The organism is Flagellimonas sp. 389 (genome assembly GCF_018449435.1).
Lineage (GTDB): Bacteria > Bacteroidota > Bacteroidia > Flavobacteriales > Flavobacteriaceae > Flagellimonas.
In genome coordinates this window covers 104,425-130,821 of sequence record NZ_JAHCMU010000014.1, presented here as the reverse complement: position 1 = coordinate 130,821, position 26,397 = coordinate 104,425, and the positions used below count along the sequence as shown (strand labels likewise).

The 26,397-nt window shown below is 39.2% G+C and carries 20 protein-coding genes; 17 read left to right on the top strand and 3 right to left on the bottom strand.

From position 1 onward, the window contains the following. Positions 1-265 precede the first annotated feature (265 nt). A complete protein-coding gene (locus KIM67_RS13320) occupies positions 266-1,717 on the bottom strand; it encodes a sodium:solute symporter (RefSeq protein ID WP_250149260.1) in 1,452 nt (483 codons plus the stop codon). Between the two features lie 231 nt (positions 1,718-1,948). Here KIM67_RS13320 and KIM67_RS13315 point away from each other — a divergent pair, with 231 nt between their 5' ends. Then, the gene (locus KIM67_RS13315) at positions 1,949-3,475 is read left to right on the top strand and encodes a DUF5018 domain-containing protein (protein ID WP_213832050.1); all 1,527 of its coding nucleotides are present in this window, start codon (positions 1,949-1,951) and stop codon (positions 3,473-3,475) included. Between the two features lie 124 nt (positions 3,476-3,599). On the opposite strand, the gene KIM67_RS13310 is transcribed toward KIM67_RS13315, so the two are convergent. Further along, positions 3,600-4,043 carry an Lrp/AsnC family transcriptional regulator gene (locus KIM67_RS13310; RefSeq protein WP_213832049.1) on the bottom strand — a complete coding sequence of 148 codons (444 nt, stop codon included), beginning with the start codon at positions 4,041-4,043 and terminating at the stop codon, positions 3,600-3,602. A 117-nt stretch (positions 4,044-4,160) separates the two neighbouring features. On the opposite strand from KIM67_RS13310, the gene KIM67_RS13305 reads away from it, so the two are divergent. From KIM67_RS13305 to KIM67_RS13230, 16 genes are all read left to right on the top strand, one after another. Further along, positions 4,161-4,679 carry a DinB family protein gene (locus KIM67_RS13305; RefSeq protein WP_213832048.1) on the top strand — a complete coding sequence of 173 codons (519 nt, stop codon included), beginning with the start codon at positions 4,161-4,163 and terminating at the stop codon, positions 4,677-4,679. Continuing rightward, positions 4,680-4,970 carry a DUF1272 domain-containing protein gene (locus KIM67_RS13300; RefSeq protein ID WP_213832047.1) on the top strand — a complete coding sequence of 97 codons (291 nt, stop codon included), beginning with the start codon at positions 4,680-4,682 and terminating at the stop codon, positions 4,968-4,970. It begins immediately after the preceding gene. Next, the gene (locus KIM67_RS13295; RefSeq protein WP_213832046.1) at positions 4,967-5,434 is read left to right on the top strand and encodes a hypothetical protein; all 468 of its coding nucleotides are present in this window, start codon (positions 4,967-4,969) and stop codon (positions 5,432-5,434) included. Before KIM67_RS13300 ends, KIM67_RS13295 begins: the two co-directional genes overlap by 4 nt. 222 nt (positions 5,435-5,656) lie before the next feature. Further along, a complete protein-coding gene (locus tag KIM67_RS13290; RefSeq protein WP_213832045.1) occupies positions 5,657-6,115 on the top strand; it encodes a GNAT family N-acetyltransferase in 459 nt (152 codons plus the stop codon). A 279-nt stretch (positions 6,116-6,394) separates the two neighbouring features. After that, entirely contained in the window at positions 6,395-7,219 is an 825-nt protein-coding gene (locus KIM67_RS13285) for an AraC family transcriptional regulator (protein ID WP_213832044.1), read from the top strand. Positions 7,220-7,365: 146 nt separating this feature from the next. Further along, a complete protein-coding gene (locus tag KIM67_RS13280; protein WP_213832043.1) occupies positions 7,366-8,706 on the top strand; it encodes an alpha/beta fold hydrolase in 1,341 nt (446 codons plus the stop codon). 515 nt (positions 8,707-9,221) lie between these two features. Continuing rightward, on the top strand, positions 9,222-10,217 hold the full coding sequence (locus KIM67_RS13275; RefSeq protein WP_213832042.1) for a leucine-rich repeat domain-containing protein: 996 nt from the start codon (positions 9,222-9,224) through the stop codon (positions 10,215-10,217). 49 nt (positions 10,218-10,266) lie between these two features. After that, positions 10,267-11,457 (top strand): leucine-rich repeat domain-containing protein, encoded by a 1,191-nt coding sequence (locus tag KIM67_RS13270; protein WP_213832041.1) that lies wholly within the window; start codon positions 10,267-10,269, stop codon positions 11,455-11,457. A 34-nt stretch (positions 11,458-11,491) separates the two neighbouring features. Continuing rightward, positions 11,492-13,285 carry a leucine-rich repeat domain-containing protein gene (locus KIM67_RS13265; RefSeq protein ID WP_213832040.1) on the top strand — a complete coding sequence of 598 codons (1,794 nt, stop codon included), beginning with the start codon at positions 11,492-11,494 and terminating at the stop codon, positions 13,283-13,285. A 34-nt stretch (positions 13,286-13,319) separates the two neighbouring features. Beyond that, positions 13,320-14,981: a leucine-rich repeat domain-containing protein gene (locus KIM67_RS13260; protein WP_213832039.1), complete on the top strand. Its 1,662-nt coding sequence runs from the start codon at positions 13,320-13,322 to the stop codon at positions 14,979-14,981. A gap of 47 nt (positions 14,982-15,028) precedes the next feature. Continuing rightward, a complete protein-coding gene (locus KIM67_RS13255) occupies positions 15,029-16,528 on the top strand; it encodes a leucine-rich repeat domain-containing protein (protein ID WP_213832038.1) in 1,500 nt (499 codons plus the stop codon). A 35-nt stretch (positions 16,529-16,563) separates the two neighbouring features. After that, complete coding sequence (locus KIM67_RS13250) at positions 16,564-17,865, top strand: DUF5018 domain-containing protein (protein ID WP_213832037.1); 1,302 nt, start codon at positions 16,564-16,566, stop codon at positions 17,863-17,865. A gap of 33 nt (positions 17,866-17,898) precedes the next feature. Beyond that, on the top strand, positions 17,899-19,623 hold the full coding sequence (locus tag KIM67_RS13245; protein WP_213832036.1) for a DUF5018 domain-containing protein: 1,725 nt from the start codon (positions 17,899-17,901) through the stop codon (positions 19,621-19,623). 52 nt (positions 19,624-19,675) lie between these two features. Continuing rightward, on the top strand, positions 19,676-21,250 hold the full coding sequence (locus KIM67_RS13240; protein ID WP_213832035.1) for a leucine-rich repeat domain-containing protein: 1,575 nt from the start codon (positions 19,676-19,678) through the stop codon (positions 21,248-21,250). A gap of 154 nt (positions 21,251-21,404) precedes the next feature. Continuing rightward, positions 21,405-22,499 carry a hypothetical protein gene (locus KIM67_RS13235; protein WP_213832034.1) on the top strand — a complete coding sequence of 365 codons (1,095 nt, stop codon included), beginning with the start codon at positions 21,405-21,407 and terminating at the stop codon, positions 22,497-22,499. A 395-nt stretch (positions 22,500-22,894) separates the two neighbouring features. Then, entirely contained in the window at positions 22,895-23,608 is a 714-nt protein-coding gene (locus KIM67_RS13230; protein ID WP_213832033.1) for an SDR family oxidoreductase, read from the top strand. On the opposite strand, the gene KIM67_RS13225 is transcribed toward KIM67_RS13230, so the two are convergent. Then, positions 23,603-26,329: a PD-(D/E)XK nuclease family protein gene (locus KIM67_RS13225; RefSeq protein WP_213832032.1), complete on the bottom strand. Its 2,727-nt coding sequence runs from the start codon at positions 26,327-26,329 to the stop codon at positions 23,603-23,605. The genes KIM67_RS13230 and KIM67_RS13225 overlap by 6 nt on opposite strands. Between the last annotated feature and the right edge of the window lie 68 nt (positions 26,330-26,397).

Here is a 26,397-nt window from a genome sequence, read left to right as displayed (position 1 = left end):
AGGCATGGAGGTTTTCCACACTATTATCAACAATCCTAAATCCAGGTCAAATTTTATGATTAAAATCGCATTAAAACGAAGTGTAAATTATTAAAAATCAAATACTTGAAAGATGTTGAAAATAAGTGGCCGTAATCAGAAAAGACTTTTATTGAAAACAAAACTTCAAATAATAAACAATTTTGCCTTGTAGTTTGAAATATCCTAAAAGAATTGCTTCAACAAAATACCGAAGCTTATTGGGGTTCTTTAGCGGGTAGGGAAGCTACTTTTTCTGAATAAGAAGAAGCCCCAAAATGGTTAACAAGGCATTGACCGCAATATTTATAAACCCGAAGTCGAAGTTAAAACGGGATTTAAAGAATACGCCTAAAAGATAGGTGACAATTGGAGCCACAACACAAATTATGGGAACTATGCCATCCTTTATCTGCATTTTTGTAAACATACCAAACATATAAATTCCCAATAGTGGTCCATACGTATAACCCGCCACTTTAAATATTAGGGAAATGACATCGCCTTCACTGTTGGAGAATGCCATGATAATAATAAAAACAATGCCTGAAAACCCTAAAAGGACCCTGTTTTTTAATTTTTCCTTTTCTTCCCCGGATTTGTCCGAAATATTCAAAAAGTCATAGGTAAACGATGTGGTGAGTGCGGTGAGTGCAGAATCCACACTGGAAAATGACGCCGCAATTATTCCCAATAGAAAACTTATTCCGGCAATGAGTCCTAAATGGTTCAACGCCAAGTTTGGAAATAATGAGTCTGTATTTAGAAGTACACCTTTTTCGTTCATTTCAAGTAAAATGCCATTTTCTTCAGCATAGATGTACAACAATATACCAAGGCCTAAAAATAGAAATTGGGTAAGGGCGAGGATCAAGCTATAGGTAAGGGTGTTTTTTTGTGCATCCCACTGATTCTTGCAGGTAAGTGTTTTTTGCATCATATTCTGGTCAAGACCGATCATGGAAATGGCAATGAGGATACCTGCAATAAACTGCTTGTAAAAATTATTGCTGGACTTTCCATCCCAATTGAAGATGTCGAAATACTTATGTTCCGTAACAGCTTGAACAGATTCTCCTAAAGACAGATCCAGCGATTCTCCAATGGCGTATACACTGGCGACAGCACCAAAGATCAGGAATGTGGTCTGGAACGTATCGGTCCAAACAATGGTTTTGATACCAGATTTATTGGTATAGAGCCATACTAGTATAAGGATGATAATGACCGTCACAAAAAATGGAATTCCCAGCCTCTCAAAAAAAGCAAACTGAAGTATTTTACTGGCCAATAAAAGCCGAAGTGCAGCTCCAAAAGATTGGGACACCAAAAAAAACAATGACCCTGTTTTATAGGTTTTTTTACCAAACCTTTCTTGAAGGTAAGAGTAGATGGAAACCAATCGCAATCTGTAATAGAGTGGAATAAGTACAAATGTGATAAAAAGATAACCAACAATATTGCCAAGGATAAATTGATAAAAAAACAGGCTGTTGTTGCCTACCATGCCAGGTACCGAAACAAAGGTAACGCCAGATAGGCCTGCCCCGATCATTCCAAAGGCTACCAAAAACCAGGGTGATTCCCGGTCTCCCGTAAAAAAAGATTCGTCGCTTCTATTTTTTGAGGTAAAGTAAGAGATGACCATCAAAAGGATAAAATACCCTGCGATAACGGAAAATACTAGAATGAGATTCAAAAGGAGTGATTTGTTTTTAGTGGTTAGTCTTTAGCGTAATCTATTTGGTAATACTTGCAATTTAAGAATTTATAAAGCCTTGTGCCTAGTTTGGGCTCATTTACCATTTGAAAATTAATTATTTGACGAAAAGGAATATGAATTAGCCCCGACTTTTGTACTCGTCAATCTTAACCGAACGATTTATTTTAAACTAAAATAATGGACAATTTTAACTTTAACCCCAAACTCATGAGTAAGAAACAAAGTACCCTAAAAAAACTTGGCATTTTATGTTTGAGCCTTTTTATACTATCCGCTTGTAGCAAGGACGATGACAACGATAACGGAACGGGAAATAGTGGAGCCGAAATCACCTCGTTCACTTTTCTGGCGGCCGACCACGAAGGCCTATCGGAAGACGTAAAGGCCACGATAGACAAGGGAAACAGGGCCATAAAGGCAGAGCTACCCTCGAATGTCGATATCAAGACGCTCAAACCGACCATAACGGTACTGGAAGGAGCGAGCGTTAGCCCAAAGGACAAAGCTGAGACAGACTTTAGCGAAGCGGTCACCTATACGGTCACGGCGGAGGACGGCAGCGAGGCGAAATATACGGTCACGGTGACCTTGGGGAGATCAAGTGCCAAGGTGATTACCTCCTTCAAGTTTTTGGCGAGCGATAATGATGCCCTTTCAGAAGATATCGAAGCAGATATCGATGAGGAAGACAAAACGATTACCATAGCAATCTCTTCCGAGATCGACGTAACGGCATTGAAGCCTACGATATCCCTATCGGACAAGGCAACCATAGACCCAGACAACAAGGTAGCTATGGACTTTACCAACGATGTGACCTATACCGTAACCGCCGAAGATGGTTCCAAGGTGGAATATACGGCCGCTACAGCACTGACGGAAAGAGAGGCCCTTATTGCGATTTATAATGCGAACCCGGTTTTACAGTTCGAATGGAATCTAGATGGGCCAATATTTGGATGGACAGGCGTCAAGTTCAATGATGAAGGAAAAGTAACGGGGCTCAATTTTCCTTTTGCTTCGAGGGTAAGGATAAGCGTCATTCCTCCAGAGATTAAATATCTCCCCAATCTGGAATCTATCTTTATCGTAAGATCATTTTTTTTAGAGAGTCTTCCAAAAGAAATAGGGGAGCTCAAAAACCTTAGGTCCCTAGTAATAAGCCAAACACAGCTCGGAACACTGCCTACGGAAATAGGGAACCTGGAAAACCTGAAAGAGCTGAATATTTCAGATAACAGAATAGCGGAAATCCCGGCGAGCATTGGTAATCTGACCAATTTAGAAACACTCTTCTTTGGGAGAAACCTAATAACCACTTTCCCCAAAGAAATAGCACAATTAGACAACCTCTCTGTACTCGGGTTTGGGAATTCCGACATAGAAACTTTCCCAGCAGAAATAACCCAAATGGCAAACTTGACCAGCTTGAATATCACAACTAGCAGTATCGAGAGCTTACCGGACGAAATAGGGAATCTTGTCAATTTGACCCGTTTGGACCTAAGGGAGAATAAGATAAAGACAATACCGGCTTCCGTAGGTAGCCTTACCAATCTGGAAGACTTGATTTTGCATTTTAACCAAATTGCGGAGCTTCCCAAGGAAATAGGTAACCTATCCAAATTGGGAACATTTCTTATTCAAGGTAACCCAGTCACCACAATCCCAAAGGAAATATGCGCTTTGAATATTCCGAATTTCCAAAAAGGGGACGCAGTTTGTGAAAAATAAAAACACTTACAAAAACCTAAGCAGAAAAATAGGAAACCCAACGCCTACGTGCTAAAAAAGACGACCATATTTCTTTTTTGCACGTAGGCCTATGGTAAACCGGTTCTTTTGGAAATAAAATAGTTTAAAAAGGCGCGGTATATATCTTTTTGTCGACTATACTATTCAAAATGAGCGATGTGGTCAATTCACCATAAATGGCCAGTCTCTCGTTAAGGTCTTCTAGATGTTTAGGATTTCTAACATAACCTTTCATAAGCATACAATCGTGCCCGGTCAATTTATGGCATTCGCAGATTTCTGGTACAGAAGAGATATAAGCTTCAAAATGTTGTACTTGCCCAAAACGAATTTTTATGGAGATGTAAACTCCGAGTAAATACCCCAAACGCTCCATATTGATTTTAGAAGCATAGGCCTCGATAATTCCTGCGTCTTCCATCTTTTGGATCCGTTCAGCAACAGTAGGTGAGGATAGTCCAACTTCTTTGGCAATATCCTTCAAAGCGGTTCTTGCATTGGATTGTAGAATTTCTAATATTTTCCAATTTGTTTCATCCACATTCATTTATTAGGATTTTTTACTAAAAACATTCGAATATAATACAATAAGCACTTATTGTATTATTAAATAATTAGTTGATTATAATATTGAATTTAACTTTGTAATACAAAATAACCTAAGATGACAATACAACAATTAAATGAAAATGAATTCAACCCGTATTATGGAAGATACATTCATAAGCTTTCCAATACGATGGAACTTCGAAAGGGTTTTAGTGCGCAACGCAATATAGTGATTGATTTTTTCCTGAATATACCAAAAGCTAAACTAGACTTTAGATACGGTGAAGATAAATGGACCGTAAAGGAAGTTTTTCAACATTTGATCGATACCGAGCGTATTTTTATGTATCGATGTTTTAGAATAGCAAGAAGAGATCAACTGCCATTGGCAGGATTTGACCAGAATATTTATATAGCACCTTCCGGGACCAAAAAGAAATCGATTGAAGCGCTTGTTGCCGAGTTTACTGTGAATCGTGAAAATTCTGTAGTATTATTGAACAGCTTAACTAACGATGACCTTATGTCCATAGGAAATGCTGATGGTAATGCAATGTCCGCTAGAGCTGCTGCATTCACCATATTGGGCCATGAAATCTGGCATATGGAAATCGTAAAAGAAAAATATCTATAAATGTTGGAATTAAGACCAAATTGTGAGCACTGCAATAAAGACCTTCAATATAACTCAACAGAAGCAATGATCTGTTCTTTTGAATGTACGTATTGTAGTGAATGTGCTTTGGAACTGTTCAAGAATATTTGCCCCAGTTGTGGAGGAAACTTTGAAAAAAGACCCATAAGGCCTAAAGCAATGATAAAAAAGTATCCTCCATCCAATAAACGTGTTTATAAACCTAAGGATATAAAGGCTGCAGAGCTATTGATTGAAAAATATAAAAATACGAAACCAGAACATAGATGAAACCTGACTTTGCTATTTACCGACCAAGATCAATTGAATTTAAGGGAGTCAACAAAATCAATATGTGGGATGTAAAAGTATACACCGTGACCAATAAGGAGGTTTTTCAATCCAGGAAAACTTTACAGCATATTTTTGATACGCTCCCTGCTTGGCTGGAGCAGATAGGAAATACAGAACTCCCAAATTATAAAAAGGCATTCTTGATCGTACATGAAGCAAGAGAAGGTGTCTGGATTTTATTGAATTGGTGGACAGGTGGGGAAATGATACAGACCAAGATTTTCTTTTCCAGTTATGAAAACCCTACCGCAATTACCACTTCGCCCTATGGTACAAATGCATTGTTATGTGTATGGGAGCTGGAAATCTTTGCACATGAGCGACAAGCTTGGATCAACACCATTTTAAATGGAAAACCAAGTTTTGAGCGTTATTTGAAAGATATACTGACCACGGCATAATCAAAAAACCAGATAACATAGAAGAAGGAATCTTGAAAAACTTTTTTTTAGAAAGCAACCTACGCAGATTGTTTGCAATTTTATACCTGTTAGGTATTTGTTTTGTCGTTATCCGATATTCAGAAATTCAAAGAAAAGAAAAAATAGTGTGGAACAACATGGAAAATGATATTAGTATTGATATGAAATTTACCAACTCCTTACTTAAAACAAATCCAAAAGATGCGGTTAACAACAAAAATACGTTTTGCAAGACCAGAGGATATTGAAGCTATAATTGATCTGTGCGAAGCCCATGCCATTTATGAGGAATCCAGGTATATCCGAAATGGAAAAAGTAACAAGCTAAAAAAAGATTTGTTCGGAGACACTAAAAAACTGTATTGTCTTGTAGCGGAAAGCAATGACGAGTTGATAGGCTATGCCACATACATGAAACAGTATGCTACTTGGAGTGCCAGCGATTACATTTATATGGATTGCCTCTTCTTGAAAAAGCCGGCAAGAGGTATGGGAATAGGTGAAAAACTAATGCATAGGATAAAGGTTGAAGGAGAACAAATGGGCTGTCGAAGAATGGAATGGCAGACCCCGGACTTTAATCACAGAGCAATTAAATTTTACTATAGAATAGGTGCATCTTCAAGAACAAAAGAACGGTTTTTTCTAAGCACACAGTAAGGTAAAAAATCATAGAAAACATACTGTAACTATATCTTCACTACATGTAAAAAATGATTTTTTAACGTGTGAAATAAAATTTAAGCGCAACCCTTTTTTGGTTTAGACCTCTTGTTAGCGTACCAATCCTTTAGCTTTTCATGTATGGAAACCTAATGGAAGTGTAACAACCAACCTCATAAACAAAGAAGTATCGCGAACTATAGAGACAAATATTACGACCATTTCTCCTCTAAAGAATACGAAAAGGCACCCAATTTTTTCCAAGACAAGAACTATATGATGCGTTTTGTTGCCCCTTTGGGCAACTATGTTTTTGATGATAATAGTTTAACAATTATCTTTTTCAAAGATGGTGTAGGGGAGCTCCGTTGGAAACATAAAAACGTAAAAATTGGAGAAAATAGATTTATAGTTATAAATCCTAGCATAGGATGGGAATACGTAAATGAAAAAGAGGAATATATAGATGTGCTGAGCCTTATTATTTCCGATACCTTTAGAAAACAGCTTAATTTTTATAACAATGCTACCGTAAAACAGTTATTGGATACTCCCTTTGATCAAATTGATGAAAGCTCATTTTTTATGGAAAGCCCCTTGAATGCGGATTATTTTCCCTCAGGAAAGCTTTTAAAATCCATACATCAACAAAGTACTAATGAAGAATTCAAACTCTTTTCTCCCGAAGAGCTGTCTATCGAAGTTTTACAAAGAATATCCCAAGAACAGATAAATGCATACAACCATGCCAGTAGAATAGTAGCAAAGAAAAAGAGTACTCAAATAGAAATATATAGAAGATTGCTGATTGTTTACGAATACATTCATGACAATATCGCCAATCCTATATCATTTCAAGAGTTATCATTGGAATCTTCTTTGTCCAAATATCATCTTTATGAATCTTTTAAGGCCGTTTATGGTAAGACACCACATCAATACATAAATTGGCTCAAAGTGACCAAAGCAAAAGAACATCTTCAAAAAGGCTTGTTTTCAATAAGTGAGGTAGCCGATTTGCTTGGCTATAGCGATTTGTCGGTATTTAGTAAAGTCTTTAAAAAGGTGTATGGTAAATCGCCTTCATATTATCAAAAATAGCAGTATGTCAATGCTGCAAAAAGTTGTGTACCATATGAGAATTCATAAAAACTTGACTTTTTGACAAACCATAAGCGGCACCGTGCTCTTATTTTGACCAAGATTTTTGAAACAGCAATAAATTTCCTGATGACACAACATTTTGTATGAGACTATTCGAGTTTCTTTTATTTATAGAAGTATGTCTTGTGATACTTTGGCTAGTTGCAAACCGAAGAATCAGAAGTAAGTCTATTTTGGCAGTTGTACTACTGATTCCTTTTGGATTGCACTATTATTTGGAAGGGATACGATGGCAAATGTTTTTTATTTATGCTATTTCTTTATTGGTCTTGGTTGTCAATATTAATAGATGGAGGAATACAATATTCCGAAAAGTTATACTGCTTACTGTTTTACTTTGTGTATTGGTGAGTGGGGCTGTAGGCATTCTAATTCCTGTTTTTGAGTTTCCAGAACTGGTTTCTAAGTATAAGGTTGGTACTTACGACCTAACACTTAAAGACGCGAGAGGGAAACACAGGGATGTTTTGGTAAAATTTTGGTTCCCTACCACTCAAAAAGAGGGAGAATATAGTAAATACCATCAAAACGAAGAACGTTCCCTAGATGGATTAATGGGAATGCCAAACTTTGTTTTTGGACACTTGAATCTAGTGGAAACAAGAGCCTATAATACAATGGAAGTTATTGAAGATTCATCTAAATTTCCTTTGGTCATATATTCGCATGGAGCGGCGAGTACAAATTTGGACAATACCGCTTTGCTTCAGGAAATAGCAGGAACCGGATATGTGGTTATGGCCATAGATCATGATTTTTCGTTTGAAAGATATGGCTTGAACAGGTCCGATGCCACAACCTTGACATTTGATGCCCAAAAGAAGTTTATACAGGACTTGGTGCAAAAAGTTGTTCCAAACCAGGTAAACGATGTTTTATTTTCACTTCAGAATATTAAAAGCAAAGATTTTTTTCTTGCCGACCATATTAACTTTGAACAGGTAGCCTTAATAGGACATTCTTTGGGTGGAACGACCGCTACCGTCGCAGGTGTTGAGAGCCAAAGTGTAAAATCGGTTATTAATATTGACGGCCCTATAAGTCCAGAATCAACAGAAGAATTTGACCGTCCTTTTTTGTACATAAGCTCATTTTCTCCCGAATTACCTGACGATGTATTGAAAGAAAAGAATCTCCCAGATGTTGAGCTATATCAGAAAATTAAGAAGCTTGAACTTGAAGGCGTAAAAAAACTAGTAGAGAAAAACACCTTAGGATCCCACTGGGTAAGATTTAAAAATGCAGGTCATATGGACTTTACAGATATCCCCTTCTTAATTCCTATAATGACCACAAAAGGATATGACAAACAGAAGGAGCATACATTAAAAAGTAGGGTAATTATCGATTTTTTGAACTTTAGCGTAAAAGAATCCCACAATTTTATAAAGGAAAAAAACCATTCGCTAGAGTGGATACAATGACCGCCCACAAATAGGATTCTTTTAAAGATTTGTTATACAAGGCATTTAAAAACAAATACTTACAAAGATTTAATGTGAGGTCAAGTCAACGTATAGTGTCAGAATAAAAACTTCGTAAAAATTAATTTTCTGACGAGCTTTTTTAAAAAAATTGATTTTTTGACAAACGGAAACACAGCTTTCGACTTTAGTTTTGTAGTCATCAATCTCAATACAAAAGACTAAATTCTTATGAAGAAAGTTTTTAATTTCTCTTTTTTTTATAATTGTTTTATTTCAAAACTGATAGCACAAATTTTTTGTGAAGAAACAAATCAACCATTCCCTTTAATTCATATGACCGACGATTAAACGAGTCATATGAAACCCATATCCAATTATCACGTATTGGATTACTACAGAACACCACTTGAAAATGATTTAAGCCTGACAGTAAGACACATGTAAGCGATGCCTTACTGAACGACTTGTGTTAAACAATAATAGTAAAGGATTTCATTTTTAAACCCAAACCCATGGAAAAGAGATACCATAGCCTAAAAAGCCTAAGCATTTTATGTTTAAGTCTGTTCATACTGGCATCTTGTAGCAAGGACGATGACAACGACAATGGAACCGAGACCGGCAAGGAACCCGACAAGGAAGTGGAAAAAAGTGATGCCAAGGCAATCACGGCCTTTAGTTTTTTGGCCACTGACAACGAAGCGCTGTCCGAGGATGTAAAAGCGACGATAGACAAAGAAGCGAAAACAATTACGGCGACCGTTCCTTTTGGAGCAGAAGTAAAGGCACTGAAACCAACCATTGAACTGTCCGAAAAGGCCACGGTGGACCCTAATGACAAAGCTGCAGCCGATTTTAGCGAAGCAGTCACCTATACGGTAACGGCCGAGGATGACAGCAAAGCGGAATATACCGTTACGGTAACGATAACCGCTCCTACGGAGCGGGAGGTACTGGTTAAACTTTTCAACGTTAACCCGGATAACCGTTTGGGATGGGATATAGAGGACGATGACATGTCCAACTGGGAAGGGGTTACCCTGGAGAATGGCAAGGTTACGGAACTAAACCTTTCAGAAAAGGGTCTGACCATTTTGCCCAAAGAAATTGGAAGCCTTTCAGAACTAGTGACCTTATACGTATTTGGCAATGGGATAAGCGAGATACCCAAGGAAATAGGGAACCTTGAAAATCTTGAAATATTGTCAATAGGGAAAAATTTTCTGAGTACGGTACCAAACGAAATATGGAACCTTAGAATGCTCAAAGAACTGTTTATAACTCAAACAAGAATCAGTAGCATTCCCCCTGATATTGAAAACTTAACAAATCTTGAACGCCTTGTCTTAAGTAACAACAGGATCAGTAGCATTCCCAGGGAAATAGGTAACCTTACCAAACTTAGGTCTTTTTTAATAGACCGAAATCGCTTAGATACAATTCCCAAGGAAATATGTGACCTGAACCTCCCAAGTTTTAGTATTGGAGATGCAGTTTGTGAAGAGTAGCACTAAGTAATAGGGAACAAACAATCCACAAAAAATCAATATAAATACTATGGACATAAATATAAGAAAGATAGGCATCCTGTTCTTGGGGCTTTTTGTAATGGCCTCCTGCAGCAAGGACGATGACAACGACAATGGAACCGAGACCGGCAAGGAACCCGACAAGGAAGTGGAGAAAAGTGATGCCAAGGCAATCACGGCCTTTAGCTTTTTGGCCTCCGAAAACAGTTCACTGACCGAGGACTTCACGACCGATATAGACCAGGACACCAAAACCATAACCGGTGAGCTTCCAAATAAAGCTGAGCTCAATGCACTAAAGCCAACAATAACGGTTTCCGACGGGGCTACGGTGGACCCAAATGATGTTGTGAAGGACTTCAATGAAAAAACTGGCTACACGGTAACGGCAGAGGATGGCAGCAAAGCTGAATATGTTGTTGACCTTAAAAGGGTGCTCACCGAAAGGGAGGCACTGGTGAGCATATACGAGGCCAATCCGGGCAATGATCTTGGCTGGGACCTGTCCGACACGGATATCTCCAATTGGGAAGGTGTTTTCGTTGAGGATGGGCTTGTGGTCTCTTTAGACTTTTATGAGGATGAACTGGAGAACCTGCCAGGGGACATAGGATATCTTACCAACCTTAGGTCATTGAATTTGGAGGCCAACAATTTTTCCAATATTCCCAAAGAAATAGGTCGCCTTACTAACCTGGAATCCCTTACTCTGGGCTTCAATAGCTTTACAGAACTACCCAAGGAATTCGAGAGCCTCACAAAGCTGACATACCTTAGTTTGGCAAGTAGCAATCTGGATAGTTTCCCTCTTGAAATAGCAGCTTTGACAAACCTTGAGGAATTGCGATTGGGCAGCGATGATTGGACTTCCCTACCACCTGAGATTGGAAACCTTACTCAATTGGAACAGTTGTCAATAATTTCTGGTAAAATTTCGTCTTTGCCAAATGAAATAGGTAACCTTACCAACCTTCGAATACTCCTATTAAGAATAAATTCCTTGACGGAAATACCACCATCGATAGGTGGTCTGTCCAACCTCACCCAATTGGATTTATCACGGAACGAGATTACCGCACTTCCAGATGAATTGGGCAATCTTTCAAACCTTACATTTTTAGCTATTAGGAGCAATCCACTTACCATTGTCCCTAAAGAAATCTGTGATTTAGATATTGAAACTTTTCAAAAAGACATAACCCAAGTTTGTGAAGAATAGCGTAATTCAAACACGCAACGATAAACAGAAAAACATGAAAACCTCACGCAAATACATAAAAAACCTAAGCATTTTATGCTTAAGCATGTTCGTACTGTCCGCTTGCAGCAAGGACGATGATAACAACAGTACGGAAAGCTCCGCAAAAGAAATTACCGCATTCATCTTTTTGGCAGCCGATAACGAAGTCCTATCGGAAGATGTAAAGGCCACTATAGACATGGAGAAAAAAACAATATCTGCCAAAGTACCGCTGGGCACTGCACTCACTGCGCTCAAACCCACAATTACAGTGTCCGATAAGGCAAGTGTAAACCCCAAGGACAAAGCTGTAGAAGACTTTAGTGGAGCTGTGGAGTATACCGTTACGGCCGAGGACGGTAGTACGACCAAGTATACAGTGACCGTAATGCAAGAGAAATCCAGTATCAAGGTGATTACCGCCTTCGAGTTTTTGGCAAAAGACAATGCTTCACTTTCAGATGATGTTTCCGCCCTTATAATAATGGATTCCATGACGATAAGGGCACGGGTTCCGGATGGAGCCGATATTTCGAACCTTAAGCCGACCATAACGGTATCGGAAGGAGCGAGCGTTAGCCCAGAGGACAAAGCTGAGACAGACTTTAGCGAAGCAGTCACCTATACCGTTACGGCCGAGGATGGTAGCACTGCGGAATACACCGTTGAACTTGCCCGTAGGCTTTCCGAAAAAGAGGCTCTTGAAGCCCTATATAGGGCAAATCCTTTTAACGATTTAGACTGGGATCTAACAAAAGAACCTTCTGAATGGGAAGGGGTCGTTATAGAGGATAACAAAGTTGTAGGCTTAAACATACAAAGAAATGCTCTTAGTATAATACCTGTTTCGTTTGGTGATCTTGTAAATCTTCGGGAATTAGCACTATGGGAGAACAATATTAAATCGCTACCTGCGGAAATGGGCAACCTTAAAAACCTTAACAGTATTTCTTTGTCAAGTAATTCTTTGGAATCCATTCCTAAAGAAATGGGAACGTTGACCAACTTAAAGAATTTCTTTATTAACAATAACTCGTTGGAATCTATTCCTTCCGAACTGGGGGCATTGTCCAATCTTGAAAGACTGGAACTTAGAAACAATCCTTTAAAGGAAATCCCAGAAGGAATAGGAGGGTTACAAAATTTGAGGGAACTTGTCTTAACCAACTGCTCTTTAGAAAATTTACCCATAGAACTCGGCAATTTATCAAGTCTTGAAAAGCTAGACCTTTCCAATAACGACTTGACTAGTGTACCCGCCGAGCTTGGTAATCTTGCAAACCTGGAAGAGCTGTTCTTAAACAATAATACATTGACGACCGTTCCTGCCGAGGTAGGGAACCTCGGTCAACTGCAAAGGTTCTCCCTGACCAGAAATGAACTTACGTCCATTCCAGAAACGATAGGAAACCTAACCAACTTGATAGATTTGTATTTGGGTGAGAACAATCTGGTTTCGGTACCTGCTGAACTTGGTAATCTTGCAAACTTGGAAGAACTGTTCTTAAACGACAATTTATTGACAACCATACCTGGCGAGATAGGAACGCTTGGGCAGCTTCAAAGGCTTTCATTAGCTAGAAATGAACTCACAATGGTACCGGCAGCTATAGGAGACCTGATCAACTTAAGAGATTTGTATCTAAGTGAAAACGAGTTGGCATCCATACCTTCTGAAATTGGAAGACTAGGCAGTTTACGGGATTTTTACCTCCTCGGTAACCCCTTGACTACGGTTCCCAAAGAAATCTGCGATATGGACATATCAGATTTTAGAAAAGACCCTACCCAAGTCTGCGAAGAATAGCATAATTCAAACACGCAATGATAAACAGAAAAGAATGAACCCTTCCCACAAATACATAAAAAACCTAAGCATACTATTTTTAAGCTTTTTTGTACTGGCCTCCTGTAGCAAGGATGACGATAATGGTACCGATACCGAAACGGAAAAGAGCGACGCCAAGGAAATTGTTTCCTTCAAATTTTTGGCAGCCGATAACGAAGTCCTATCGGAAGATGTTACCGCTACCATAGATAAAGATGCCAAGACGATAAGCGCAACCGTACCCTTTGGAACCGATGTAAACGCGCTAACGCCAATAATCGAACTGTCCGAAAAGGCCACAGTGGATCCCAAGGACAAAGCGGCCATAGACTTTAGTGAAGCAGTCACCTTTACCGTAACCGCTGAAGATGGCAGCGAGGCAAAGTATACGGCAACCTTATTTACAACCTCTCCAACAGAGCGAGAAGTACTGATAGGGTTATACAACCTTAATTCGGATAATGCCCTTGGATGGGATTTGGAGGATGATATTTCCAATTGGCAAGGTGTTCAAGTTGAAAATGGGACAATAACGGGGTTAAACTTTGAAGAAGCTGGCATAAAGGTCCTTCCTAAAGAACTAGGAAATCTTATTAACTTAAAAAACCTTTTTTTATCAGATAACTCGTTAACAAGCCTGCCATTAGAACTAGGAAACCTTATAAATCTAGAAACTCTTAATGTACGAGATAATGAACTAACAGAACTACCTGATGAACTAGGAAATCTTACAAATCTAAATAAATTGGATTTATTTGGCAATTCGCTCACGAGTCTCCCTAAAGAGATAGGTAATCTAGAAACCCTAGAATTTTTAGATTTAAGAACTAATGAATTGATTGACTTGCCCGCTGAAATAGGCAACCTTACAAATCTTACAGAGTTGTATCTGTCAGAGAATAATTTGACCGATCTTCCTTCAGGGATTGTAAATCTTACCAATCTACGAAGATTAGGTTTGGGCAGTAACGACTTGACGGTACTGCCTAAGGAAATAGGAAATCTTTCTGGTTTAACATTTCTGTCATTATCATCGAACTCCCTAGCAAGTATTCCTACTGAAATAGGAAGCCTGATAAATCTTGAAGACCTGTATTTAGGAAACAATTCATTGGAAGCTATACCAGCTGCAATAGGGGATCTGGCCAGGTTAAAAGATTTGGGTCTAAGTGGTAATTCATTGACAACTATACCGATGGAAATAGGAAATCTTACCACATTGGAAGTACTGTCCCTATCTTTTAATTCATTGACGAACATTCCGGTCGAAATAGGAAGCCTGGCCAACTTGAGACGTTTGGATTTAGCATTTAATCCCTTGGCATCAATTCCTACAGAAATAGGGAGTTTGACTAAGCTGGAAAACTTAGATGTAGCGTCCTGTTCTTTATCAGGTATTCCTGCAGAAATTGGAAGTTTGAGCAACTTGAAGGACGTATCGTTAAAAGGTAATGCCATCGAAAGTATACCAGTGGAGTTTGGGAATCTTGTAAACCTCGAAACATTGGAGTTGGCCGGTAACTCACTTACAAGCATTCCTATTGAGCTTGGCGACCTTACAAAGCTTAGTTTTTTGTCTTTAAACTTTAATCAGATAACTACGATTCCCAAGGAAATCTGTGACTTGAACATTGAGAATTTTATAAAGGATGATACGGCCATCTGCGAAGAATAACAAAACTCCAACTCTAAACCATAAACAGAAAAACAATTAATCCGCATATGAAAAAGTTAAGCCTATTATTTTTAAGCCTGTTCGTGCTCGCCGCTTGCAGCAAGGACGATGACAACGACAATGGAACGGACGGAAGCAGTGACACCGAGATTACCTCGTTCACGTTTCTGGCGACCGACCATGAAGGCCTTTCCGAAGACGTAAAGGCCACGATAGACAAGGGAAATAAGACCATAAAGGCAGAGCTACCCTCGAATGTCGATATCAAGACGCTTAAACCGACCATTACTGTACCAGAAGGAGCGAGCGTTAGCCCAAAGGACAAAGCTGAGACAGACTTTAGCGAAGCGGTCACCTATACAGTCACTGCGGAGGACGGCAGCGAGGCGAAATATACGGTCACGGTGACCTTGGGGAAATCAAGTGCCAAGGCAGTTACCTCCTTCAAGTTTTTGGCGAGCGATAATGATGCCCTTTCAGAAGATATCGAAGCAGATATCGATGAAGAGGACAAGACCATCACAATCGTGATATCTTCCGAGACCGATGTAACAGCATTGAAGCCTACCATAACAATATCGGATAATGCCGAGGTGGATCCAGTGGAAAAGGTTGCGACGGACTTTACAAACGATGTAACCTATACCGTAACCGCCGAAGATGGTTCCAAGGTGGAATATACAGCTGCTACCGCACTGACGGAAAGAGAGGCCCTTATGGCATTCGGAAGGGTAAACCCTAATTTAGGGTGGAATTTTGACCCCTCTATAACCAGATGGACAGGTGTTGGATTCAATGATGAAGGAAAGGTACGATCGCTCAGTTTTCCTTATACTTCAAGAAATATAGCGGCCATTCCTCCAGAGATCAAATATCTCCCCAACCTGGAATCTATTTTTATAGTCAATGCCTCTTTGAGCAGTGTGCCCAAAGAGATAGGGGAGTTGAAAAACCTAAAATCCTTAACGATTGCCCAAACTAATATCGATGCGCTCCCAACCGAAATAGGAAACCTAAAAAACTTGACCGAGTTGAGTATTTCGGACAACAAAATAACGGAAATTCCGGTGAGCATTGGTAATCTGACCAATTTGGAAACACTCTTTTTTGGCGGAAACCTGATAACCACTTTCCCCAAAGAAATAGCACAATTAAAAAATCTCTCCTCACTGGGGTTTGGGAATTCCGACATAGAGACTTTCCCAGTAGAAATAACCCAAATGACAAGTTTGACCAGTTTGGGGATCACTAAAAGCAGTATCGAGAGCTTACCAACCGAAATAGGTAATCTTGTCAATTTGACCCGTTTGGACCTAAGGGAGAATAAGATAAAGACAATACCGGCTTCCGTAGGTAGCCTTACCAATCTGGAAGACTTGATTTTGCATTTTAACCAAATTGCGGAGCTGCCCAGAGAAATAGGTAATTTATCGAAACTGGAGACATTTCTTATTCAAGGTAACCCAGTCACCACAATCCCAAAGGAAATCTGTGCTTTGAACATCGAAGATTTCCAGAAAGATGCTAACCAAGTTTGTGAGCAGTGACATGCTCCAATAACAAAAAAAACATATACCTACATATGAAAAGAATCAGTATACTATTTTTAAGCCTGTTCGTACTGGCCGCTTGCAGCAAGGACAATGACAGTGACAACGCAACCGATAAGGATGCCGCAAAGGAAATCACGGCGTTCACTTTTTTGGCGAGCGATAACGAAGCCTTGTCGCAAGACGTAAAGGCCACCATCGACAAAGGTACCAAGACGGTAACGGCAGAAGTTCCAGTGGGCACCGATGTAAAGGCGCTAAAGCCTACCATTGCATTGTCCGAAAAGGCCACAGTGGACCCAAAAGACAAAACGTCTAGGGACTTTAGCGAAGAAGTCACCTACACCGTTACGGCGGAGGATGGCAGTACAAACAAGTACACAGTTACTGTAATTATAGGAAAATCCAGTGCCAAGGCTATCACTGGCTTCAAGTTTTTGGCAGCGGACAACGATGGGCTGTCGAACGACGTGGATGCGGTAGTGGACGAGGAAGCTAAAACAATAAGTGCAACGCTTCCTTTTGGTGTGAATCTATCCGCATTGGTGCCTGCGCTTACCCTATCAGAAGGCGCCAGTAGCGCTCCAGTAAACAAGACAGTCACCGATTTTACTAAAATGGTAACCTTTATGGTCACAGCAGAAGACCAAAGCAATGTGGGGTATACCGTGACTATAACCCTAGAAAAACCTACAGATAGGGAAGTGCTAGTAATGCTGTACAATGCCAATCCAGACAATACCCTTGGCTGGGATTTGGAAGAGGAAAATATTGCGAATTGGACAGGTGTTCAGTTAAGAAACGGGAGTGTATCGGAGCTAAATTTAATTTCCAAGAATATTGAGAATCTAACTAAGAATATTGGAAGCTTGGTAAATCTTGTGCAATTACAATTGAATGGAAACCCATTGAAAGTTGTACCTGCCGAAATCGGAAATTTAACAAAACTCAGGACTTTAGACTTACAAAGGACATCCTTAGAGAACGTTCCAACGTCAATAGGTGATTTAAAGAACCTTACACGTCTTGACTTAGGCTACAACTCCTTGATTGCAATCCCATCTGAAATAGGAGGACTAACAAAAATAGAGGAGTTATATCTATCAAATAATGATTTGGCGACAATTTCATCTGAACTAGGTAAACTTACTACCCTTAAAAAGTTATCCCTGTTTGATAATGATTTGGCGAGCCTCCCTAGATCAATGGGCAACCTTACAAACCTTGTGTCGCTTTTTATACAGAACAATCAAATAACGACCATACCAAAGGAAATCTGTGAGTTGAATATTCCAACATTTTCTACAGACCCAGACGTTACTTGCGAACAATAGAAAACCCCAAAATCATAAAACAAATACCCAAAGATGAAAAAGTTAAACATATTATTTTTAAGCCTGTTCGTACTGGCCGCTTGCAGCAAGGACGATGACAACGACACCGGTGGCGATGCGAAAAAGAGCGATGCCAATGAAATCACCGCCTTTACTTTTTTGGCGAGCGATAACGAAGCCTTATCGCAAGACGTAAAGGCCACCATCGACAAAGATGCCAAGACGGTAACGGCAGAGGTGCCCGTGGATACCGATGTAAGTGCGCTAACGCCAACGATAGAACTGTCCGAAAAGGCAACGGTGGACCCTAAGGACAAAACGGCCAGGGACTTCAGTGAAGCGGTGATGTATACCGTTACGGCCGAGGATGGGACCGAGGCCAAGTATACGGTCACGGTGATCAAGGGCAGGTCGAGTGCGAAGGCCATCACAGGTTTCAGGTTTTTGGCAGCGGACAACGATACACTGTCGGAAGATATCGATGCGACCATTGATGAAGGAGAGAAGACCGTTACTGCTGAAGCTCCTTCGGGCACGGATGTAAGTGCGTTGAGGCCCACCATCACATTTTCGGCACTGGCCAGTGTTACCCCTGAAAACAAGACGGCTGTGGATTTTAGCGATGCCGTGGCGTATACGGTTACGGCTTCGGACGGCAGCGCGCAAAAGTATACGGTCACGGTCAATGTTGAAGGGTCCAGTGCCAAGGCTATAACCTCCTTTACATTTTTGGCAGCGGACAACGATGCGCTGTCCACGGATGTTGGGGCGACGATAGATGAGGAAGAAAAGACGATCACTGCAGAGGTTCCCGCGGGCACCGATGTAAGGGTATTGCAACCTACCGTTGTGGTATCTGCCAATGCCACGGTAAATCCTGTAAGCAAAGAGACCGTGGATTTCAGTGAAGCTGTGGAATATGTGGTAACGGCCGCAGATGACAGTGAACAGAAGTATACGGTTACCGTAACGAAGGCGCTAACGGACAGGGAAATCCTTATTGCCCTGTACAATGCAAATCGTTTGAACACTACAAGCTGGGACATTGAAGAGGAAGATCTCTCTAAATGGGAAGGGATAACGGTCGTTAACGGTAGGGTCACTGAGATAAGTGTTGTCTTGAAACGAATAAGTGCTATTCCGGAATCGATTGCCGGGCTTACCGAACTGGAGAAACTGTCCCTTATAAATAATGGTATCCGTACACTTCCTGCAGGTATTGGAAAGTTGGCCAAACTAAAGGTTCTGGATTTAAGCCTAAACCAGATTTCCGAATTGCCCCAGGAAATGGAAAATCTAAAGGGTAGTCTCGAGAGTTTTTATTTTAACAACAACCGAATAGGAACATATCCCAATGTAATATCTGAGCTCACTAATTTAAAGATATTGTTCTTGGGAGCGAACAACCTTACCGAGCTTCCCCCAGGGATAGGGAACCTAACCAATCTTGAACAGCTTGATATTGATGAAAACAGTTTGAACGCCCTTCCTGCAGCAATAGGGAATCTATCCAATTTAGAGATACTCGATGCACATGATAATGCGTTGACGACCCTTCCTGCAACAATAGGAATGCTTAAGAAGCTTGAACAACTGGAGATTTTTTGGAATAATTTTTCAAGCTTTCCAGAGGAAATGGCCGGTCTAGAAAGTCTGGATAGGATTCGTATTGATCGTGATGATGAAGAACTGTTTTCGCAAGCTTTCATTGAACTTATAAGGCGAAACGAGGTAAATGTATTTCTATTGGACAATTAATCTTCAAAGTTCTTTGAGTAATAAATAACATAATTAGAATAATATCATCAAAATGAAAAGAATTAGTATACTATTTATAAGCCTGTTCGTACTGGTCTCATGTAGCAAGGACGACGATAACAATGGAACCGATAGAGAAACAGAAAAAAGTGATGCCAAGGAGATTACTTCTTTCAAATTTTTGGCGAGCGACAATGATGGATTAACGGAGGATGTTACCGCTACCATAGACAAAGATGCCAAAACCATTACGGCCACCGTTCCATTTGGTGTGAATGTAAAAGTATTAAAACCGACGATTACAATATCAGAAAAAGCGATAGTAAATCCAAAGGAAAAGGTGGTCACAGATTTTACCGATTCTGTAATATACAAGGTTACGGCCGAGGATGATAGCGAGGTTAGCTATACGGTCTCATTATCTAATGATTCCCCTACGGAAAGACAGATACTTGTTAAACTGTACAATGCCAATCCGGACAATACCCTGAGCTGGGATATAGAGGAGGATGACATTTCTAATTGGCAGGGTGTTTATGTTGAAAATGGAGTAGTAACAGGACTAAGTTTTGAAGAGAGTGGCTTGGTAGTTTTACCCAATGAAATAGGTAACCTTATCAACCTTACAAATCTGTATTTATCAAATAATCTGATAACAAACTTACCGTCAGAAATTGGAAAACTAATAAATTTAGAAACCCTTGATCTAGAACGAAATTCGTTAGAGAGCATTCCTTCAGAATTGGGAAATCTGGTAAAACTCAATACACTTTATTTGGGCTACAATTCCCTGATAAGTATTCCAGAAACGATAGGTAGCCTTTCCAATCTTGAAGACTTTGGTCTACAAAGTAATTCGATGACCAGTGTTCCTCCGGTAATAGGCAGTATGACCAATCTTAGAGCTCTTTCATTGTCTGGTCTTGACTTAAAAAGCTTACCAAATGAAATTGGAAATCTTGTTAACCTGGAAATACTTAATTTGGAATTCAACGCTATGACCAGCGTTCCTCCAGTTTTAAGTAAGCTCACCAAGCTCTTCCGACTTAATTTAAGAAGCAACGCCCTAACGGATTTAACTGGAATAGGTAGCCTTACCGCCAATCTTAGAGAGCTTTACTTATATGATAACCCGTTAACCAGTCTACCAGCAGAGATTGGGAATTTATCAAACCTTCGGCTGCTTTATTTGCACTTGTGTTCCCTAACAAGTATTCCGGCAGAACTCGGGGGCCTAACAAACCTTCAAGACCTTTGGTTGCATGATAACCCCCTGATGAACCTCCCTCCTGAAATAGGGAATCTCTCAAATCTTCGTAAGCTTTATTTGCACGATGCTTCTTTGACAAGTCTGCCAGTAGAACTCGGTAACCTTGCAAACCTTCAAGAACTTAGGTTGTACAATAATTCGTTGGTCAGTATTCCAAAGGAATTATCCAATCTTCAAAACCTTCAGACATTGTCTTTGTACAATAATTCGCTAACAAGTATACCTGTCGAACTGTCCAATCTTCAAAACCTTAAGATTTTGGCCCTGCAAAACAATTCTTTAACGAGTATCCCTAAGGAGGTTTGCGATATGGATTTAGAGACTTTCATAAAAGACGATTCTGCTATTTGCGAATAAAAATCATATTACCCATAACAATATCCAAATAGAAACTATTAAACTTTTTTCAATATATCAAATAAACGAAAGCATACTGTTTCTGGATTTTTTGTATCGACCTCTGCAGTAAAGATTGGTTGAAATTGAAATCCAAACAATTAAAACCAATATTATGATGTCAAATAACATACAGATTCTAGTGATTTTTTTTATCACCTTATTTAGCATGAATATTTCTGCGCAAGAAGAAAACACAGAGGGCAAATCAAAAAGTGAGATATATTTGGAAAAAAAAAGGAAAGCGAAAGAAGAAGCAAAGCGAAAAAGATGGGAAGAAGAGGGCCTTTTATATGAAAAGGACGGAGTTTCCTATCTTAAGTACAACTGGAGGGAAGATCTTCCGCAGCAGGAGATTACCAGCGAAATGCACCGAAAAAACATTGGTAAGATTCTGTTTTCCAATGAGAAAATCCAGTTTGGTAGCGAAAACCCTTCAAAAATAAAAACAAAACTCACTTCGGGAGACCATATCTATGGCAGAATGTACTTGCTGAGCTCCATTCCCAATGATACGGTCTATGTAAGCGATGACCCTAAAAATAGTCCCAGAGAGGTCACCAGAGGCAATAAGTACCGTTCGGCCATGGCAGAGTATTTATTGTATATTAATGGAGAGTTGTCCAACTGGAGAATACAGAACGTAACGTTTGATGATGAAAATTTGCACCATACTACAAGACAGGTATGGTTGGCCCCTAAACCTGAAGATGAACCAGTTTCTGACTATTGGTTTGAAGAATTGGATAAATTACCCGATGGGGAACATAAAATAAGAATAGAATACGTACCCTTTGGGAAATCTATAATAAGACCGCTTGCGGCCGGGGAGTTCACTTTGGTGAAAAGTGCGGACAACATGTTATCTACAGGGGCTACATTCTCTAGTCTAGAAGAAGGCAGGAGAGACGCTACTTTGGCAAGCAAGGCCTTGGAGATTATGAAGAAGACCTATAAGGAAAAGAGATGGGACGGTACCGTAAAAAAGGTAAAGTTTAGAACGGATTGGGTGGCCTCTTATGTGGGCCCATATAGCAATAGATCTAAGATTAGGGAAATTCGCCTATATGCGTATGTTACGCATCCAAATGGAAATTGTATGGTGGAAGAATTTACTATTGCACAGAGCCATAATGGTAACGCTTTTAGTGGCCCTTATTTTTACAGGCGAGTGATTCCAAGTAGTAAAAAGCGAGTGGATTGTGATTAACTGTTTTGGTTAAAACTTAGGAATACTTTTTATGATGATTTTGTTGTTGGATTACCACCTTACTTCAAAAACTTGATTTTTTGACAAGTATCCATTGAAAATCGGGAAGTATTTTTATAGAAATTTGGATAATGTTTATTTTACTAAAAAAGGGTATTTAGTAAGTAATTCAACTTTCCATAATTGTCTTTAAAAAGCACTAGAATTGGTCAACAGACAACCATGACCTATTGACCAGTTTTCATAAGGTCAGTGTAATTTGATAGTGAGGTTTAGATTTTTTTGTTTAGCATGTTGATTCAATACTGTGTTTAAAGGAGACCACTCAAATTTGAGTGGTTTCTGCTTTTTTAAAGATAGATTTCCCGAATTTTGTATTCTAAACAAATAGGATTATGGACTTAAAAGGAAAAGTAGCTTATATAACTGGAGGAACTAAAGGAATAGGATATGGTGTGGCACAAATGCTATTGAAGCAAGGAATGAAAGTGGCCATAAGTGGAAGAACCCAAAAAGGTGTGGAAGAAGCTGTGCAAAGTTTGACGGACAAGGACAACGTTTTAGGGGTTTGTTCCGACGTTTCCAAACTAGAGGATGAGGTCAAAGCAATTGAAAAGATCATGAAAAGATGGGGGAAGTTGGATTTGGTTCTTGCCAATGCGGGAGTCGGTCATTTTTCGCCTGTTGATGAAATGAAAGAAAGCGAATGGCACCAGATGATAAATACAAACCTCAACGGTGTTTTCCATACGTTAAAAGCTTCTGTTGAAGCTTTAAAACAATCTGAAGGATACTATATGACCTTGGCCAGTTTAGCAGGAACCAATTTCTTTGCACAAGGTGCTGGCTACAGTGCAACTAAATTTGGTGTGGTCGGCTTTACCCAAGCTGTTATGTTGGACCTGAGAAAATACAATATTAAGGTCACAACCATTATGCCCGGGTCGGTAGCTTCTGAGTTTAACGGAAATGAACCCTCTGAAAAGGATGCTTGGAAAATACAGGCAGAAGATATAGGTAAATTGGTAGTGGATTTGTTATTGATGCACCCCAGAACGTTACCCAGCAAAATAGAGGTCAGACCAACGAGGCCAGATTTAAAGTCATGATACTTTTTCGGAAAAAGGGATGGCCGGGTCGCAGATTTCGCAAATGAGTCTTTCCAGATAAGCTTCAAAAGTTTTTAAAACTTCTTTTGTGATGCTATTTCCGTCACCATAGAAAGGTAAAAAACCTTGATTTAAATTCTTAAATGAGTAGATACCAGCCTGCAATGATTCAGGATTATTTTGTTTGGAATACATAAACGCATAGCAAAGTAGTTGAAACGCTTTACTTTTATCATAATTGGTGATGAGTTCTTCCCAATCTTTGATTTTTACGTTTCTGGGCTCGACCCTTCCGGTTTTATAATCAACTATTCGTAAAATACCATCTACTTCATCAATCCTATCCAGGGTGCCTTTTAATTTAACGGGAAAATCAATTGCTTTGAAATTTAGCTCCATTGAAAACTTTTGCTCTAGACCTAAAATTCTAATTTCATGTCTTTTTAATTGTGTAATTTCCTTATCAACAAAAGTATTCAGGTACTTTACAATGACCTTAAAAACTAAAAGAAATTTCCCTTTAGCGATGTCTATTCCCGGTAAGTTTTTATTAAAGTGCGCTTTTACAATTTCTTCCACTTTTTCACGTATAGGCGAAAAGTCTTCCTTAGTCAGTACTTTCCCAATAAATGGTTGATAGAGTTCTTCCAAACTATCGTGAACAACGGTGCCAAAGGTATTCGCTGCCATCGTTTCCTGTACCTTTTCCACATCATTTATCTTAAGAATATTTCTTTTATAGAATTCTATGGGATTTTTGATATAGTTGGTAAGCGAAGTGGGAGAAAAACCGTTATCAGCAAAAGTTTTGATGTCATTATACAATAACGGGCTTTTAATGATCTTGGGGGCATATAGCAAAGGAATATCTACTTGTGGAGATGCAATGTTATGTGTGCTATAGGGAGTGAGTTTTTCGTCCGTTAATAATTGGGAAATCAACCTGCTTTTTTCTCCACCTTCCAAAACATCGGGCTCTGTATTATAGATAATGTGAATATTTTTGGCCCGTTGTAGCAGGCGGTAAAAATGATAAGTATATATGGCATCTTTTTCCTTGTACGTGGGCAAACCATATTCTCTTTTTACATCAAACGGTATAAAAGAGTTGTTGGATTTACCAGATGGCAGAATGCCTTCATTGACGGAAGTAATAATGACAGTTTCAAAATCTAGGTTTCTACTTTCCAACATTCCCATTATTTGCAAACCGGAGAGCGGTTCTCCAATAAAATCCAATGTCTCTATGGAAGCGAGTTGTAAAAAAAAACTTCGTATCGCCCTTAAGTTGGCTATAAAGCCAACAGTAGAAATATGTTGTTTAAGCTGATTAAAAATATTGTAAAATCTATAGAGATACTCTAGCTCTTTAGTATTCTCTTCGCTTTCATAAATCTCTTTCAATGTTTGGATAAGATGTAGGCAGCCATCGACCCAGTCCAAGGGAGACATTAATTTGTGTGGAAAGGTAACGCCTATAAGCTGTTGGGATTCATGGTAATTGGAAAGATTGTTCTTGTGGAGGTAAAGCCAGTTGTTTGCTTTTATATCCTTAGTTATAGCTTCAGCTAAATCTCTTTTTTCAGATGCTGAAATGGTTTGAAAATAGGGGTTAGAAGTAAACTTGAGCACATCTTTATAGAACCAGCCTCTTTCGGTTTTACCAATATTTAATTCGAGCAACGAAACGAAGAAGGAGTACAACAGTGTTTTTTCAAGTGGCAGCCCCATAGTTATGTTTACTTCATTTATTCCTTGGGGAATTGCTTGCAGAACTGGATTTAATAGAGATTCATCTGCAAGAATAAGAGCAGTGTTTTTTAGGCCAATCGGAGATTTAGTATGGAGATCCTTTAATAGGTTACCAACATACTTAGCTTGTGAAACACTTTTTGGAACACCGGTAATCGAAATGGACTTGGGCGAGGTAAAAATATCGTGGATACCAGATAGCTCTCTTGATTCATAGTATGGCCATTTTTTTTGATAGTCCCTAATAAAAAGTCCTGCATCATGAATTGGATCATCTAGAAAATAAGAATCGATGTCCCAGTATATCTTATTGTTGGAATGTTCAAGAAAATGTTGGACAATAATAGACTCGGCAGTATTTAAAGCGTTAAAACCTATAAATATGATTGGGTTTTTCTTCCTGGATTGGGAGTAATCGTCAAGGTTTTCAACGGCTTTTCGATACACCAGACCTTGACACCCTTTGTTTTGTGATAAAAGTGAAGCGGTAAAGGAGTTGTATAGCATTTCAAGATTGTCCCACTGTTCCATATAGTTTTGGACAAGCTCAGTCTTATCGCTTTTTAGTGACCAATGGGTCAACTCTTTAATAGCTGATAGGTAATTGAGAATATCTTTAGCTGGAATAAGATATCTGTCTATCTCATTAAAATCTTGTAGTAGTGTTTGTCCCCATTTTAAAAAAGCATTAAAATCATCGTGGACTTTTATTTTGGAATTCTTGTACGTAGTATAAAGTTCTAGCAATAGATCTATTGGAGAAACTGTAGCTACACCAGAAATTTGGGACACGAAATCTTCAATCGATAGAATTTCGGGGGTAAAGATATTTTGCGTGATAATCGAAGATATATACTTTTTCAAAAAAGTCCCAGAGCGCTTACTGGGAAGTATAAAAGTACAGGATTCCACTACTACTCCTTTTTTCTGAAGGTCATATAGAACATGTTCAAGAAAGCTTTGATGCATATGCTAAAATAAAAAAGGCTCTGCATATGCAGAGCCTTTTCAAATAGAAAACTAAAGTTTTCCTATAA

Bases quoted from the DNA above. Each gene is read 5' to 3' on its own strand.
- KIM67_RS13315 (WP_213832050.1), top strand. From the start codon at position 1,949: ATGAGTAAGAAACAAAGTACCCTAAAAAAACTTGGCATTTTATGTTTG.
- KIM67_RS13310 (WP_213832049.1), bottom strand. From the start codon at position 4,043: ATGAATGTGGATGAAACAAATTGGAAAATATTAGAAATTCTACAATCC.
- KIM67_RS13305 (WP_213832048.1), top strand. From the start codon at position 4,161: ATGACAATACAACAATTAAATGAAAATGAATTCAACCCGTATTATGGA.
- KIM67_RS13300 (WP_213832047.1), top strand. From the start codon at position 4,680: ATGTTGGAATTAAGACCAAATTGTGAGCACTGCAATAAAGACCTTCAA.
- KIM67_RS13295 (WP_213832046.1), top strand. From the start codon at position 4,967: ATGAAACCTGACTTTGCTATTTACCGACCAAGATCAATTGAATTTAAG.
- KIM67_RS13290 (WP_213832045.1), top strand. From the start codon at position 5,657: ATGCGGTTAACAACAAAAATACGTTTTGCAAGACCAGAGGATATTGAA.
- KIM67_RS13285 (WP_213832044.1), top strand. From the start codon at position 6,395: ATGATGCGTTTTGTTGCCCCTTTGGGCAACTATGTTTTTGATGATAAT.
- KIM67_RS13280 (WP_213832043.1), top strand. From the start codon at position 7,366: ATGAGACTATTCGAGTTTCTTTTATTTATAGAAGTATGTCTTGTGATA.
- KIM67_RS13275 (WP_213832042.1), top strand. From the start codon at position 9,222: ATGGAAAAGAGATACCATAGCCTAAAAAGCCTAAGCATTTTATGTTTA.
- KIM67_RS13270 (WP_213832041.1), top strand. From the start codon at position 10,267: ATGGACATAAATATAAGAAAGATAGGCATCCTGTTCTTGGGGCTTTTT.
- KIM67_RS13265 (WP_213832040.1), top strand. From the start codon at position 11,492: ATGAAAACCTCACGCAAATACATAAAAAACCTAAGCATTTTATGCTTA.
- KIM67_RS13260 (WP_213832039.1), top strand. From the start codon at position 13,320: ATGAACCCTTCCCACAAATACATAAAAAACCTAAGCATACTATTTTTA.
- KIM67_RS13255 (WP_213832038.1), top strand. From the start codon at position 15,029: ATGAAAAAGTTAAGCCTATTATTTTTAAGCCTGTTCGTGCTCGCCGCT.
- KIM67_RS13250 (WP_213832037.1), top strand. From the start codon at position 16,564: ATGAAAAGAATCAGTATACTATTTTTAAGCCTGTTCGTACTGGCCGCT.
- KIM67_RS13245 (WP_213832036.1), top strand. From the start codon at position 17,899: ATGAAAAAGTTAAACATATTATTTTTAAGCCTGTTCGTACTGGCCGCT.
- KIM67_RS13240 (WP_213832035.1), top strand. From the start codon at position 19,676: ATGAAAAGAATTAGTATACTATTTATAAGCCTGTTCGTACTGGTCTCA.
- KIM67_RS13235 (WP_213832034.1), top strand. From the start codon at position 21,405: ATGATGTCAAATAACATACAGATTCTAGTGATTTTTTTTATCACCTTA.
- KIM67_RS13230 (WP_213832033.1), top strand. From the start codon at position 22,895: ATGGACTTAAAAGGAAAAGTAGCTTATATAACTGGAGGAACTAAAGGA.
- KIM67_RS13225 (WP_213832032.1), bottom strand. From the start codon at position 26,329: ATGCATCAAAGCTTTCTTGAACATGTTCTATATGACCTTCAGAAAAAA.